14 protein-coding genes are annotated in these 15521 nt (G+C 40.9%); all 14 read right to left on the minus strand.

What is annotated here, in order from left to right; genetic code table 11:
* Positions 1-8: 8 nt before the first annotated feature.
* Entirely contained in the window at positions 9-2012 is a 2004-nt protein-coding gene (uvrB, locus tag AB3Y88_RS03000; RefSeq protein WP_228887820.1) for an excinuclease ABC subunit UvrB, read from the minus strand.
* 133 nt (positions 2013-2145) lie between these two features.
* The gene (locus tag AB3Y88_RS03005; protein ID WP_082610384.1) at positions 2146-3579 is read right to left on the minus strand and encodes a nicotinate phosphoribosyltransferase; all 1434 of its coding nucleotides are present in this window, start codon (positions 3577-3579) and stop codon (positions 2146-2148) included.
* A gap of 90 nt (positions 3580-3669) precedes the next feature.
* On the minus strand, positions 3670-4185 hold the full coding sequence (locus AB3Y88_RS03010) for a transcription repressor NadR (protein WP_228887821.1): 516 nt from the start codon (positions 4183-4185) through the stop codon (positions 3670-3672).
* A 399-nt stretch (positions 4186-4584) separates the two neighbouring features.
* Positions 4585-6312: a phospho-sugar mutase gene (locus AB3Y88_RS03015; RefSeq protein ID WP_228887822.1), complete on the minus strand. Its 1728-nt coding sequence runs from the start codon at positions 6310-6312 to the stop codon at positions 4585-4587.
* Positions 6313-6515: 203 nt separating this feature from the next.
* Positions 6516-7454 (minus strand): thioredoxin-disulfide reductase, encoded by a 939-nt coding sequence (gene trxB, locus AB3Y88_RS03020; protein ID WP_056959610.1) that lies wholly within the window; start codon positions 7452-7454, stop codon positions 6516-6518.
* Positions 7455-7534: 80 nt separating this feature from the next.
* Positions 7535-8557: an NAD(P)H-dependent glycerol-3-phosphate dehydrogenase gene (locus AB3Y88_RS03025; protein ID WP_056959613.1), complete on the minus strand. Its 1023-nt coding sequence runs from the start codon at positions 8555-8557 to the stop codon at positions 7535-7537.
* An 11-nt stretch (positions 8558-8568) separates the two neighbouring features.
* Positions 8569-9405: a prolipoprotein diacylglyceryl transferase gene (gene lgt / locus AB3Y88_RS03030; protein ID WP_056959615.1), complete on the minus strand. Its 837-nt coding sequence runs from the start codon at positions 9403-9405 to the stop codon at positions 8569-8571.
* A 15-nt stretch (positions 9406-9420) separates the two neighbouring features.
* Entirely contained in the window at positions 9421-10362 is a 942-nt protein-coding gene (hprK, locus tag AB3Y88_RS03035) for an HPr(Ser) kinase/phosphatase (RefSeq protein WP_056959617.1), read from the minus strand.
* Between the two features lie 71 nt (positions 10363-10433).
* Positions 10434-10784, minus strand: a complete 351-nt coding sequence (locus AB3Y88_RS03040; protein WP_056959619.1) for a phage holin family protein — start codon at positions 10782-10784, stop codon at positions 10434-10436.
* A 26-nt stretch (positions 10785-10810) separates the two neighbouring features.
* The gene (locus AB3Y88_RS03045; RefSeq protein ID WP_054757831.1) at positions 10811-11128 is read right to left on the minus strand and encodes a PspC domain-containing protein; all 318 of its coding nucleotides are present in this window, start codon (positions 11126-11128) and stop codon (positions 10811-10813) included.
* Between the two features lie 102 nt (positions 11129-11230).
* A complete protein-coding gene (gene phoU / locus AB3Y88_RS03050) occupies positions 11231-11905 on the minus strand; it encodes a phosphate signaling complex protein PhoU (protein WP_082610385.1) in 675 nt (224 codons plus the stop codon).
* A gap of 192 nt (positions 11906-12097) precedes the next feature.
* Positions 12098-13516: a two-component system histidine kinase PnpS gene (gene pnpS / locus AB3Y88_RS03055; protein WP_228887823.1), complete on the minus strand. Its 1419-nt coding sequence runs from the start codon at positions 13514-13516 to the stop codon at positions 12098-12100.
* On the minus strand, positions 13494-14228 hold the full coding sequence (locus AB3Y88_RS03060) for a response regulator transcription factor (protein ID WP_054757833.1): 735 nt from the start codon (positions 14226-14228) through the stop codon (positions 13494-13496). Before AB3Y88_RS03060 ends, pnpS begins: the two co-directional genes overlap by 23 nt.
* Before the next feature lie 16 nt (positions 14229-14244).
* On the minus strand, positions 14245-15396 hold the full coding sequence (locus tag AB3Y88_RS03065) for a PDZ domain-containing protein (RefSeq protein WP_056959621.1): 1152 nt from the start codon (positions 15394-15396) through the stop codon (positions 14245-14247).
* Positions 15397-15521 lie beyond the last annotated feature (125 nt).

The raw sequence follows: 15521 nt of genomic DNA on the forward strand, positions 1-15521 counted from the left end.
AAATCCAACTATTTGCCAGTTTGCCCTTTCAATTCAATGATTGTATCACGCAAGGTTGCTGCCTGTTCAAAGTCCAACTGTTTGGCCGCTGCCCGCATTTGATCTTCCAATTTGATTAACGTTTCTTGCTGCTGTTTTTCTTCCATGTCTTTAAACTCTAGTGTGCTGAAACTTTCTGACTTGCCACCGCGCACCGGTTTCGTAATTGAAATCAGTGCACGAATCTTTTTCTTGATAGTATGTGGCACAATATGGTGCTCTTCATTGTACTTTTCTTGGATACTGCGCCGTCTTTTTGTTTCATCAATTGCGCCTTGCATTGAATCAGTGACATGGTCGGCATACATAATCACACGTCCATTTTCATTGCGCGCTGCACGCCCAATGGTCTGTACCAGCGAACGTTCACTACGCAAGAACCCTTCTTTATCGGCATCAAGGATTGCTACTAAAGAAACTTCAGGTACATCAATTCCTTCACGTAACAAGTTGATCCCTACCAACACATCAAAGACTCCTAATCTAAGATCACGCACAATTTTCGTTCGCTCCAATGTTTTAATGTCAGAATGCAGATATTTAACCTTGATCTGTAATTCTTTAAGATAATCTGTCAAATCTTCGGACATTTTTTTAGTGAGTGTCGTTACAAAAACACGTTCATGGCGAGCAACTCGTTTGTTGATTTCACCCACAAGATCATCCATTTGCCCCATAATCGGACGCACTTCGATTAAAGGATCCAAAAGTCCTGTTGGTCTGATAATCTGCTGGACAATCTTATCTGTTTGCTCAAGCTCATAAGGACCTGGTGTTGCGGACATATAGACTATTTGATGAATATGCTGCTCAAATTCTGTCAGAGTTAACGGCCGGTTATCAAGTGCACTGGGAAGCCTGAAACCATAATCAATTAACATTTGTTTCCGCGCACGGTCTCCGTTATACATTCCACGAACCTGTGGCATCGTAACATGCGATTCGTCCACTACAAGCAGGAAGTCTTTTGGGAAAAAATCTAAAAGGGTATATGGGGGTTCACCAGGTTTTCTCCCATCCATATGCCTAGAATAATTCTCAATTCCTGAGCAATACCCCATCTCGCGCAGCATTTCAATGTCATAGGTGGTTCTTTGCTCAAGCCTTTGCGCTTCCAACAACTTATTTGCACCCTTTAATTTTTCAAGTTGCGCTGCCAATTCTGCTTGAATTCCCGCAATGGCTTTATCCATAATGTCGTCATTCGTCATAAAATGAGTTGCTGGAAAAATCGAGACATGTTCCCGCTCAGCTACGATCTCACCGGTAAGCGCATCAACTTCACGAATGCGATCGATCTCATCTCCAAAGAATTCAATCCGTAAGGCACGTTCATCCCGTGAAGCCGGAAAAATCTCAACTACATCTCCGTGAACCCGGAAACGCCCACGCTGAAAATCAATGTCATTTCTTTCAAACTGAATATCAATCAGCTGCCGCAGTAAAGTATCACGCTCCAATGTCTGCCCCACACGTAAAGATAGGGTATGTGCCTTATATTCTTTAGGATCCCCTAATCCAAAAATTGAGGAGACCGAAGCGACAACGATCACATCATTGCGTTCAAGCAGCGAACTGGTAGCCGAATGACGAAGCTTATCGATTTCGTCATTAATACTTGAATCTTTTTCTATATAGGTGTCACTTGAAGGTACATACGCTTCTGGTTGATAATAATCATAATAACTGACAAAATATTCCACCGCATTATTCGGGAAAAATTCCTTAAATTCGCTGTATAACTGCCCTGCCAGAGTTTTATTATGCGCTAAGACAAGTGTCGGTTTGTTGACATTTTTAATAACATTGGAAATCGTAAAGGTTTTACCGGTTCCGGTTGCTCCTAAAAGAACCTGTGCTTTTTCACCTTGCAAGATTCCCTGAGAGAGTTCTTGAATAGCTGTCGGTTGATCACCTGTCGGCTGATACCCAGAAACTAAGTCAAATTCACGCTCTTCTTGTCTTTCTATCACGTTCGCCAACCCCCTGTTATTTTGATTGCTATTAACTGCAAAAAAGGCCATGACAATATGACTCGTCACGGTCTACTATCACGCCTTATTATTCTAACATAGCGAACATACTTTCGCACGCTTTTAAATTCAGTTATTCGGAATACTGTTCGATCATTTGAGTCCGCAGTTCTTTAAGTTGCCGCGTCCAATAGACATCGTAAATATCTGGGTTTTTCAAACGCAAACATGCTGCTGGCAATGTCGCCAGTTTTGCTTGCGAAGTTCTTTGAATCTCCATCGTTTCTGGTTCCTGATAGACTAACTTTCCTTTAGCAAAAACTTGCACCCGCAGTGGTTTCAACTGCAACCCGCGCAGCTTCTTTTTTTGATATGTTTTATTTGGATCCGCATTGAAAAGTTGGCTGTTATGCCGCATTTTTTCTCCATCCAATGTTAAAAGATCACCACGCGCTTGCCCATCATCATCATAAAGCCGGTAAAGATTTTTAAACCCTGGAATAGTAGTTTTCTCAACTGTGTTGCTGAGCTTGATCTTGGGAATAATCTCCCCATTTTCTTGAGTAGCTACCAACTTGTACACTCCGCTCAAAACTGGATCAGAAGAAGCGGTAATTAACTTTTCTCCTACCCCAAAACTGTCGATCGAAGCGCCTTCTTCAAGCACGTTTTGAATTACATCTTCGTCAAGTGCATTTGAAACCGTGATTGTTGCATCCTTAAATCCGGCATCATCGAGCATGCGTCTAGCTTGCTTTGTCAGATACGTAATATCACCAGAATCAATCCGAATTCCAAGATTACTTTGAATACCTTCTTCTTTTAACTGTTTAAAAACTTCTAATGCATTCAAAACGCCGGAGTGCAAAACATCATAAGTATCAACCAGTAAAAGACAATTATGTGGATAGATCTTTTTCCATGCCATAAAAGCCTCTTTTTCAGAAGAAAACGATTGAATCCAGCTATGTGCCATTGTCCCAAGCGGTTTTAACCCAAAGAGTTTTGCACTCAACACATTTGCTGTTCCAGAGCAGCCGCCGATCACAGCTGCCCGCGCACCATAAGTTGCCGCATCCGCTCCCTGAGCGCGGCGTGAACCGAATTCCATCACGGAACGTCCACGTGCTACCATACAAATTCTGCGTGCCTTTGTAGCAATCAAAGACTCGTGGTTAACAATATTCAAGAGCATTGTTTCTAACAGTTGGACCTGAACCAGCGGTCCCCTGACTGTAATCAAAGGTTCATTTGGAAAAACTGGAGTTCCTTCTTCAACGGACCACACATCACACTCAAATTTAAAAGTCCGCAAATATTCCAAAAAATTAGGCGAAAAGATCTCGAGTTTTTTAAGATAATCAAGGTCAGACTCACTAAAATGCAATTCATTCAGATACTGGATTACTTGTGCAAGTCCAGCATAAATTACCAAGCCACCCTTATCAGGAATTTTACGAAAATAAAGATCGAAGTAACCTCTTTTTTGGGGAGCTTCTTCAAAAAAACCATTAGCCATCGTTAACTCGTACAAGTCTAACAAAAGCGTTAAGTTACGTGATTTCATCTGTTTCCTCCAACTCTGTCTTACAGGCCGGTAGGGATGTAAAGACATCTAATACCTTTAAATTATACCTATCTACCGCAGCAGTCAAGCTTACTCCTTATAAAGCAACCCCAAGCTTCCTAAATTGCGTTTTATTTCGTCAAATTTTTTTTCGCTCTCACAGGCAATGTTATGCAGGTGAATTCCATTTGTAAGACTAGAGAGCAATTTATGCTTGCCATGCACAGCGCGGCTCATGAAGTCATTGATATCAGCTTCAGTCGCAATTCCCAGTGTCCCCACTAACTGACCATAAACATTGTGATCCACCGTAACATCTAAAACTTCACCGCCTGCTTTTACAATTGTTTCAAGTTCCAAACGCGTTTGCTTAAAGTCATGTTGGCAGACAAGTATGCCATGGAAAGAAGCACTCTTCGTTTTAAATTTATAGCCGTTCACAGTAGCAATGATTTTTTCTCCCTGTGCACGCATTAACGCAATGTCGCCCACAATCGTTTGCCGACTAACCTGGTACTTGCGCGCCAACTCGCTTGCGCTCACAACCTCATTATTCAACAAGTCATCTTTGAGCGCGGCTCTACGCTCTACATTATTTCTTTTCATCTTGTCACCACCTCGCCTGAACTTGCATTAAAAAACCCAAATAGCAATTATGATAATTTATCGACAACCTACTCATTTTTGGTAAATGCAAAACTAGTCTAACCTTGACATGTGCATTAAGCGACCCCTTGCAGACATAAGCACCGCATAATATTAGAGAAGACTAGGGGCTGTGACAAAAGTTAAATTTTGGCACAGCCCCTCTTTTATTCGGATAAACGTGTTCCATAAGTCAAAATTCTCCGTCTAACTTCGAATTACTCATAGCAAAGTACTCGCTATGTTCGTAATTTCGAGTTAGCACTCAAATTTTCCCGACCTATGTCACACTCTCAGTCCCACTGCTTGAATTCCCACATTTCACTGCAGGTACTCACACAGCCAAACATGCAGTCTTCGTTATTTTTTGGCAAAGGCCAGAATCTCGTCTGCAAATTGTTCCCTTTTGGCCACTGCTTCGACCTGCGTTTGTGCTTCAGTTGCAATATAGAACTTAATTTTTGGTTCTGTCCCGGAAGGACGAACCGCCAGCCATGAACCATCTGTCAGAATATACTTCAAAACGTTGGCTTGAGGCAGCTCAATCTTGGTCACCGTACCTTCTGCGGTCTTCTTTTCAGAATTCGAGAAGTCTTCCATTGCAGCCACAGAAACACCTGCAAATGCTTTAGGTGCAGCTTTTCTAAACTTAGCCATCAAAGTATTAATCTCTGTGGCACCTTCGACGCCATCAAAAGTTAACGCAATCGTCTTTTCTGCAAAGAAACCATACTTGTTGAAAAGCTCCTGCAACCCATCATACAGATTTTGTCCCTTGCTCTTGTAGTAAGCAGCAACCTCTGCCAGCATAACAAGTGATTGAATCGCATCTTTATCGCGGACAAACGGTCGAATAAGGTATCCGTAGCTCTCCTCAAAACCAAACATAAAGGTATGTGCTTTTGTTTGTTCATAGTCTTTAATTTGTTCAGCAATAAATTTGAACCCTGTTAACACATTAATCATTTTCACATTGTAATTTTTGGCAATTGCAGTCGCAAATTCGCTTGAAACAATCGATTTTACAGCTACCGCATTCGCAGGCAATGTTCCTGCTGCTTGGTGAGCAGTCAGAATATAATTTAACATCACCGCAGCAATCTGATTACCTGTCATTAATTGATATGCACCAGAAGGCTGCCGCACTGCAGCTCCCAAGCGGTCAGCATCTGGATCAACAGCAATCAGCAGATCGGCATCTTCTTTTTTACCATGTTCAATTGCTAGATTAAAAGCAGCTGGGTCTTCCGGATTGGGCTTAGTAACTGTCGAAAATTCTGGATCGGGAGTAGCTTGTTCCTTGACCATCGTAAAGTTGGTAAATCCTGCTTGCTTTAAAGCTCTTTCACCCAAAACTGCTCCAGTGCCATGCAGCGGTGAGAAGATCAGCTTCAGTGTTTTGCCTTCTTTTGCAACAAGGTCCCTGTTAATCGTAACTTGGTCAACCTCAGCTAAATAGGCTTGATCGACTTCATCACCAATGATCTTCATTAATCCCGTAGCCTGCAGGTCGTTTTCGTCTGCTACTTTAATATTGAACAAATCATTTGCCTGCCGTACAAATTTAGTAATCAAATCAGATTCTTTAGGGGGCATCTGACCGCCATCTTCACCATAAATTTTATAGCCATTATATTGTTTAGGATTGTGACTTGCTGTAATCATAATACCTGCATATGTTTTTAGATGACGCACAGTAAATGAAAGTTCAGGTGTTGGACGCAAACTTTCAAAAACAAAACTTGGAATTCCATGTGCCCCCAAAACACGGGCAGCCTCATGCGCAAATTCCTGGGAATGATGTCTTGAATCAAAACTGATTGCCACACCACGTTTTTTTAGCTTCTCATCTAAAGTATCCATGAATAAAGCCAGTCCCTCAGTAGCTTGTCTGACTGTATAAATGTTCATCCGATTAATTCCGGCTCCGAGGACTCCACGCATCCCCGCTGTTCCAAATTCAAGAGGTGCATAAAAAGCATCTTCTTGCGCTTCTTGATCATTTTTAATCTTTTCAAGTTCGCCGCGCAACTGCTGATTGAGGCCAGCAAAATTTGTCCATGCGGTATAATTTTCTTTCCAGCTCACATAATCACTCCTAAATTATTCTACTGATAGTATACTATAAATAAACCGCTTTTATACAAAAAAGAGAAATTCTTTACCAGTTAAGTAAAAAAATTGGAATCCTGCATTTGATTTCAGATCCATTCAAAAAGCCCTCATTCAAGTACCTGTTTTTTAACAGTTCTTAAACAAGAGCTTTATTAAAGTATTTCTTGATCTGCTAATTATCGCTGGACATCTTTAACGGTTTCAAGGTAATTGTAGGCTTCTTGCCCTGCGATACTGCCATCACCAACTGCAGTTGCAATTTGGCGTAAATCTTTTTTGCGGACATCACCAACTGCAAAAATTCCGGGAACTTTCGTTTCCATTTTTTCATTGGTAATGATCCAGCCTTCGTCATCTGTGATTCCTAAGTGACTGACGGTCTCAGTCATGGGCAACAGACCAATGTAGATAAAGACGCCCGAAACCGGGAGCAGTTTATCCTCACCTGTCTTCTTGTTATGCGTCTTCACACCGGTGACTTTCTGTCCGTCACCTTCAATCTGAGTGACAATCGTATCCCACGTAAAGTCAATCTTAGGATTATCAAAAGCACGTTCTTGCAAAATCTGCTGTGCGCGTAACTGATCACGTCGGTGAATTACATTAACTTCTTTAACCATCTGTGTCAGATAAGAGCCTTCCTCAATTGCAGAATCCCCACCTCCGACAACTGCCACATCACGATCACGGAAAAAAGCACCGTCACAGACAGCACAGTAGGAAACACCACGTCCACTATAATCTTCTTCACCCGGGATACCGAGTTTCTTATATTGTGAACCCGTGGCAATAATCAAGGCATGTGTTTCAAACTCAGCACTGTCTGTTTTTACCGTTTTAATCCCTGTAGGTGAGACCGTAACACTTTCGACGGTTCCATAAGCGTACTCTGCTTCGAACTGAGTGGCACTTTCGTACATTTCTTTTGCAAGATCCGGTCCAAGAATGGACTTAAATCCAGGATAATTTTCAACCTCAGCCGTATTGTTCATCTGTCCACCGTAGACGCCACGATCAAGCAACAGCACTGACAAATTTGCACGTGAAGCATACAAAGCCGCCGTCATTCCTCCTGGACCAGCTCCGATGATAATCACATCATATTTTTTTACCAAATTAAGTCACCCTTCCTTCTCTTCCTCAATGTCTTTCATTCAGGACTCCGTCACATTATAGCTTACAAATTGTAAGCATGCTAGTAATTTGTTTCTTCTTCCGAGCGGCCTTCACGTTTCATCAAATCTGCAATCGCTGCTTTAATTTCTTTCCCCTGATAAAGAACTTCATAAATTGCCTCAGTAATTGGCATCTCAATCTGCTTTTGCTGCGCTAATTCGTAGGCAGCCTTAGTGGTATTGATGCCCTCAATCACCATTCCCATATTTGCAACTATATCCGCTAATTTTTGTCCGCGACCTAATTGGTCACCAGCACGCCAGTTTCGTGAATGCACACTGGTACATGTCACTATTAGGTCACCCACTCCGGTTAATCCAATAAAAGTCATCGGATCAGCACCAAGTGCCACCCCTAGACGTGCAATTTCAGCTAGCCCGCGTGTCATTAAAGCAGCTTTTGCATCATCACCATAGCCTAAACCATGTAATGCCCCCGCACCTAAGGCAATAATATTTTTAAAAGCTGCACCTAATTCAACACCGATGATATCGCTATTTGTATACACGCGGAAATATTCATTCATAAAAATTTTCTGCACACACTGCGCGGCTTTCTTATCTTTTGCTGCCGCAGTAATTAAGGTTAAATCATGCCGTGCAACTTCTTCAGCGTGACTGGGACCTGAAAGTGCCACAATTCCAGCACGATTCTCACTGGGAATTTCTTCTGCAAGAATCTCGGAAATCCGTTTATGTGTCTTCAATTCCAATCCTTTACTGGCATGCACAATCACCGGGTGTGCCCCAGCTTTAAGTAAGGTTGCAACCTGCTGTGCCATTGCTCTAATCGCCTTGGTAGGAATTGCGAATAAGATCACATCTGCTCCTGCAAGCGCCCTTGCTAAAGAAGTGGTCGCTTCTAAACGTGGATCGTATTTCAGCTTGGGAAGATAGTGCTCATTTGTATGTAAATTATTTAATTCCTCTACTTGTTCTTGCCTGCGCGACCAAATGCAGACCTGCTTACCATTTAAAATTAAAATATTGGCAAGTACACTTCCCCAAGATCCGGCACCGATCACTGCAATTTTTTCACACAAAACAACCACTCCTATTTTTCAAATACATCTTTTGTTCCATCAAGATACCACGGATCAAGCGGCCTCCAGTAGCGCCGTAAAAGCAACCACACAATTGCCCCACCAAAAAGAATAACGGATAACCACTGTGAAACACGCAATGAACCAAGCATCAAACTATCGGTCCGCATTCCTTCAACAAAGAAACGACCAAAGGAATACCAAATTACATAGCCAAAGAAAACTTCGCCGCGTTTAAAAAGCCCTTTCCGATGGCGCAGTCCAAGCAGCACCACAAAACCTGCAAGATCCCATGCTGATTCATACAGGAAGGTTGGTTGATAATATGTACCCTTAATATTCATCTGTCGAATAATAAACTCTGGTAAATGTAATTCTTGCAAAAAGCTAAGTGTCGTTTTAACTCCATGTGCTTCTTGATTCATAAAATTACCCCAGCGTCCAATTCCTTGCGCCATAATTACTGTAGGGGCAATCACATCCAATAATAACCAAACCGGAATCTGCCTTTGCCGGCAAAAAAAGATAATTACTATAATTGCACCGATCAAAGCACCATAGATCGCGATGCCACCATCCCAGATACGATAAACTTCATTAAGGTGCTGGGAATAATAGCTCCATTGAAAAATTACATAGTAGATGCGGGCAGAAATAATTGAAAAAGGCATGGCCCACAGCAGTAAATCATAGACAGTATCTTCGCTGATGCCGCGCCGTTTTCCCTCACGAACTGCTAAAATCACCGCCAAAACAACTGCACTGGCAATGATGATTCCATACCAGTGCACTTCAAGCGGCCCCACCGAAAACGCCACGGGATTAAGGGCGCCAAATAGATAATTCACTTAATAAACACATCCTTACTGTTCATTTGAATTCTCTTTAATCAAATTATTCAGATTATTTTCAAAAAGTTTTGTTGCATCATAACCCATTGTTTTGGCACGAAAATTCATCGCCGCTGCTTCAATTATAATTGCAAGATTGCGCCCAATTTTAACGGGAACCGCAATCTGTGGAACTTCCACATCAAAAATTTTGAATTTTTGTTCCCCACTGCCCAGCCGATCAAACTGTTTATCCGGTCCCCAGTCTTCCAAGTGGACAATCAATGAAATATCAGTTTCTGCCCGCACTGCTCCTGCCCCAAAAAGATTCATGACATCAATAATTCCAATTCCGCGGATTTCGAGTAAATGCCTCAAGATTTTAGGAGCCTCACCTCTAATAGTCTGCTCATCTTTTTGATAAACTTCGACCCGGTCATCTGCGATTAGCCGATGACCTCTTTTAATCAAATCAAGTGCTGTTTCAGACTTACCGACACCTGAATCACCTGTAATCAAGACTCCCAAACCATATATGTCCACTAAGACTCCATGCAAAGACTTTCTTTCGGCCAATTGGGACTCTAAAAAATCTGTCAACTTGGCTAGCAGGCGTGTCGTGGGAAGCTTTGATCTTAAAACTGGAATCCCATTGCTTTTAGCAGCAACATCCAGTTCTGCTGGAACAGGTAAATAACGTGAAATAATAAAACAAGGTGTCGCAGCATCAGCACATAACTTAGCCATCACTTCTTTACGCTTATCCTGATCCATTTTTCGGGCATAAGAAATTTCTGTCATTCCGAGAACCTGAATTCTTTCAGCAGGATAATAATCAAAATAGCCCGTCAATTCCAAACCAGGACGTGAAATATCACTTGCATAAATCTGCTTAGTTTTTAAATATTTTCCGCCAGAAAAAACTTTCAACCCCGTTGCTTCAACTAGACTTTGTACATTTACAGCGTTATCCACCCTAAAGACCTCCTGCACAAGCTTTCTAAACAGCTTTCCTTCTACTACAATTCCTTTGGTGTGTAACTTAACTAATGATCCGTTTGAAAATAATTAGTGATGATCAAATTAACAAAACTTAAAATCAAGGCTACTAAAAATGCCGCCCCAAAATTTGCAAATTTAAATGAATCCCCAATTAAAAAAGAAGTCATCTCAAGCATCAAAGCATTGATGACAAAGTAAAAAAGACCAAGCGTCACAAAAGTGATTGGTAGCGACAAAATCAGCAAAACAGGCTTGACAAACATATTTAATAAGCCCAGCACAAACGCAGCAATTAGTGAAACCCATATGTTAGCAACATGAAAATACTGCGAAAAAAAGCCTGCCGTAGCTATAAATACGAGTGCGTTCACCACCACACGTCGCCAGAATGACATCTAAATTCCTCCTAAATTTTTCTTTTTTAATGAATATCTTTTTCACGTGCATCTTTAATAATGCGTCGTTTATTTTTAGAATGATCTTCCTTTGCTGACGTCTTTTGTTCTCCAAACAACGAAAAAAGGGCCGTGAAAGGATTGCTTTCAACTGCTGGTATCAATGCAATCAGCATGACATAAATACAGATCATCCAAAAAGTCAGATGTGGCACGAGGGCTAATATCAAAAAAATTACGCGCACAATCCAAGGCTGCAGATTAAGATATTCAGCCAGGCCCGCACATACACCAGCAATTAACCGATTTGACGATCTCCTGATTTTTTTAGCATCTTTATTCATTTAAACAAGCCTCCTAAACTTAATCTTGTGTAACGTTACCTATGAAAATTGTACATTTTCATTTGATTTTTAGCAAACTAAGTGCGGCAAACTTAAACAAAACTATAGCTCATTGCGTGCGCTGGGATTAAGCTCGACAATCTCACCAAGTTGCAAGAAAACAATCCATTCGCAGACATTAGTTACATAATCACCAATTCGCTCAAGATAAGTTGCAATTGAAATATAATACGACCCACTGAACACTGCATCAGGTTCTTGTTGCATAACTTTCATGCAAAGAGAGCGAATTTTTTTCAGCTCTTGATCAAGAAAGCGATCTTCCTTTGCAAGCTTGTAAGCAGCCTCAAGATCACGATTGACGTAGGCGTCAAGAACCTGCTCAACCATTGAACACGTATAGTCACCCATCTTGGCAATTTCAACTTCAACTGCCGCAATCCGCTGGCTCCCTTTCATTTTGATGGTTGCATGACAAATACTGACTGCATGATCTCCAATTCGTTCGATATCCGAGCTAGCCTTCAAAATGGTTATTACATCCCGCAAATCAGCAGTCACTGGCTGATAGAGCGCAATGACTTCCAAGGTCATCTTTTCAAGTTCATTCTCACACTCATTAATTGCCTGATCGCGGGCAATTACCTCGCGGGAAAGTTCCTTGTCATGATCGACAAAAGCTTTAACTGAACGAAAGATTGCCTCGTGGGTCATCATCCCCATCTCTGCAAACCGTACATGCATTTTGTTCAATTCATTATTGAAAGTCTTTCTCAATTCCTTCACCCCCAGCCTGCTTGAACTTTGATAGTCTCATCCCCAAATAAAACGCAAAAGCTCTTGATTATTTTGATTCTATACTTTTCTCTGACTTCGTGCAATTCTCAAAAGTATTAAATCAGCTTTTTTTGATTTTATTTTAAAAGCAGGCTGTATCCAGCTCTTAACAAGCATCGATACAGCCCGCCGCTATTCAGCTTCGTTATTCAATTCTTTTTTTGGCAACACTACTGGAAATGTTACCGTAAACGTTGAGCCAACGCCAACTTGACTCTCAACTGTAATCTTTCCAGACATTGCTTCTACATATTCCCTCACAACTGAAAGCCCCAATCCGGTGCCTCCATTTTGACGAGAACGCGAAGTATCAATCCGATAAAATCTTTCAAAAATCCGATCTTTTTCATCCTTGGGAATCCCATAGCCATTATCAATCACACTGATAAACCAAAAATCTTTTTTGATTGTTCCTTTAAGCCAAACTTTTCCTTTACGATTATTATATTTAATCGCATTCTGCACCAAGTTATTGACGACGTGACGTAATTTGTTTTGATCTACCTGCACAACACATCCACTTGGGATTTCAATGTAAATTTGAATTTCTTTTTTATTAATTTCCGGTCTGAAAGATTTTAAAAGTTCGATTAAAAACTTCCGCAGATCGATTTCAACCAATTTGAGTTCAGGGCTGGCATCAATTCTTGCAAGTGACAGAATATCCTCCACCAACTCAGTCAATTTCAAACTTTCTTGATGAATAATGTTCAAAAATTCATTCAAAGCCTTGGGATCATTCATTGCTCCTTGCAAAAGCGTTTCGCTGAAACCGGTAATTGCCGTGATCGGTGTTTTGAGCTCATGGCTGACGTTACCAACAAAATCCATTTGCATTCTTTCAATCTCTTTTAATTCTGTAATATCATAAAGGAGCGCCATCACTAAGAAATGATGCTCGCTTACCGGAACGTAAACGACATGCGCATCTACAATCTTAGCGGAAAAATCTAATTTAATTTCTACATGCTGATCCTGTTTATCCTGATAAACCTTCTCAATCAACTGGCTTAATTCATAAGTCCGCAAGACATTAACATAAATTTGTCCCTTAAGATTCATCTCACGCCCGATCAAATCACTCATGGCATGGTTACTAAGGTAGATCTTACGATCTTGATCCAAAACCAAAACACCAATTGTTAAGTATTCGATCAACGAAAAATAACCGCGTTGCTGCGTGACAAAACTTTTAGAAAGATCATTTTTCATGCTTTGGACAGCACTGATTGTGCGTGATAATTCATAGTAAGGATCAGTGGGATCCAGCAAAACATGCTTAGGCTTTCTCCCATCAATAATGTCATCCAATCTAGCATTTAAGAGTTGCAATTCATCTTTACGCTTCTTAAACCGCAGAAATCTTCCGCAAACATCGACCGCCGCTAAGATCATTGCAGTTACCAGCAATAAAAAACATGTCTCAAAACTCCACGCATGGCGTACAGCCACACCGGATTGCTGTATCACTAGTAAAAAAATTGCTGCCAAAAAAAGAAAAATAATCACAACATCGCTACAAAAAGTTTTAATTATTTTGATTTGCTTCACCCTCAAAACGATATCCAAAACCTCTCACAGTTTCTATGTAGTGTGGCTTTTTCGGATCTTTTTCAATCTTCTCACGTAAATGACTGACATGCATATCGACCATTCGAGTCTGTCCTACATAATCAAAACCCCAAACACCGTTTAAAAGTTTATCACGACTTAACACGCGATGCTGCCTTCTAATAAAATAGGTCAACAGTTCAAACTCTTTGGGTGTTAATTTGATTTTTTGACCATCCTTAGTCACGGTATAATTAACCAAATCAACTGAAAAGTCAGGAAACTCAAAGTATTCAGTCCGTTCTTCTGCAATGCGATCGCTCGCTTTTCCATCTTTGTCTGTCGCATTTTCTGTCCTACGCGCAATTGCTTTAATCCGTGCAATAACTTCACGTGGAGAAAAAGGTTTCGTCATATAGTCATCGGCCCCCAACTCAAGCCCAATAACCTTGTCATATTCCTCACCTTTTGCCGTTAAAATCATAATAGGCGTTTTAATTTTTTCTTGGCGTAAGTGTTTTGTAACTTCCAGTCCATCCATCTGAGGCAACATCAGATCCAATAATATAAAGTCAAATCCGTTGCTTCTGGCCATTTCAAGTGCTGTTTGGCCATCGACTGCAGTTGCCACTTCATAGCCGGCCTGTTCTAAGTTATATTTCAACAATGTGACTATCGAAATTTCATCATCGACAACTAATATTTTCTTCAAAATGTTCCCTCCAAAATCAGTGAAATAATACTAAACCTATTTCATGAGGTGAGTTAGCAAAGATCGCACTTTCAGCAATCTTTAACTCGCCTGCATAAGTTTTGACTTTGAGACGACAAAAGGTTGGTACAAGTTTCAATGCTGCATAGAACTCAGCTTCATTCACAACGGTTTTGCCATTACATTCAAGAATCACATCGCCGGGTTCCAGTTGCATTTTGGCTGCCGGAGTATTGGGGCGAACTGCAATCACGCGAATGCCATTATAAGTCTCCACGTACCATTTTCCTTGCTTCTTCATCTTGGCATATCTTCTAATAAAGCGCAAGACGACCATCAAAACCAATAAAAGAAAAACTACACCAACCGCTTGTGAAACTACTGCTGTTATTAAGGCACCTAACAGACAAAATCCCAGCAGCTGTGCCGCATTTTTGCGGGCTTGCGCAACACCTACAGTGACTGCGGTTCGCCAAATACACAAGCTGCCCGAAACTAGTAAAGGTAGTACAAAGAAACTATAATGCTGCCCTTGAAATGTTACTAAAGGCCAAAACGGAATTAGATTTTGAGAAAAATTGCCTGGAATCAAAACTACTAAAGGAACAACGGTTAATTCCCGCCAATTATATGAAGCCAGTTTTCGACCCCGTTTGCCTTGCTTAATTTTAGGAGTCAAAAATTCGGGAGAAAAACGTCCTAATAGCAACCATCTAAATAAGAAGAAAAGCGCGCATAGCAATAGGAATGCTGTGCCATTAAAATTCTGCGGCACAAGCTTCTCAAGCTGAAGCATGTTGGTATGTGGAAACCACGTCTGTAGGAAGTGGACACCGATCGGCAGCAGACATGCACTCAGTAAAAAGAATAAACCGGCATCACAAAAAACACTGAAAATTATTCCTAAGATAGCCGCGATACTATACATAAAAATCCATTTTATAGGAAAAACCACACCCAGTCCGAGGCACAGCATTGAACCCAGTAATGAAAAAATGAACCCATTTTTCAAATAATGCCGTCCTTCATAAAAATCTCGGTTAATAGCAACGTGATAATGCTCACGCTCATGCTTGATCCGCAAAAAATGCGCACAACTTGTTGCTAAAAAGCCAAACCAAAAGACTGGTTGCAATCCCCATAACAAAATGAATTTTATCATCAACATAATTACAGCTCCTAAGCTTTTTCTCAAACTTAAGTATACCAATTAATCAAATCGAGCACAAAGCCCGCTGAGCTTTAATCACAAAAAAATTCTGTTTCTAAGACATAATTATAGGGCTGCGCACA

This window comes from Liquorilactobacillus satsumensis (genome assembly GCF_964065465.1).
Classification (GTDB): domain Bacteria; phylum Bacillota; class Bacilli; order Lactobacillales; family Lactobacillaceae; genus Liquorilactobacillus; species Liquorilactobacillus satsumensis.

Bases quoted from the DNA above. Each gene is read 5' to 3' on its own strand.
- AB3Y88_RS03005 (WP_082610384.1), bottom strand. From the start codon at position 3,579: ATGAAATCACGTAACTTAACGCTTTTGTTAGACTTGTACGAGTTAACG.
- AB3Y88_RS03010 (WP_228887821.1), bottom strand. From the start codon at position 4,185: ATGAAAAGAAATAATGTAGAGCGTAGAGCCGCGCTCAAAGATGACTTG.
- AB3Y88_RS03040 (WP_056959619.1), bottom strand. From the start codon at position 10,784: ATGTCATTCTGGCGACGTGTGGTGGTGAACGCACTCGTATTTATAGCT.
- AB3Y88_RS03045 (WP_054757831.1), bottom strand. From the start codon at position 11,128: ATGAATAAAGATGCTAAAAAAATCAGGAGATCGTCAAATCGGTTAATT.
- AB3Y88_RS03065 (WP_056959621.1), bottom strand. From the start codon at position 15,396: ATGTTGATGATAAAATTCATTTTGTTATGGGGATTGCAACCAGTCTTT.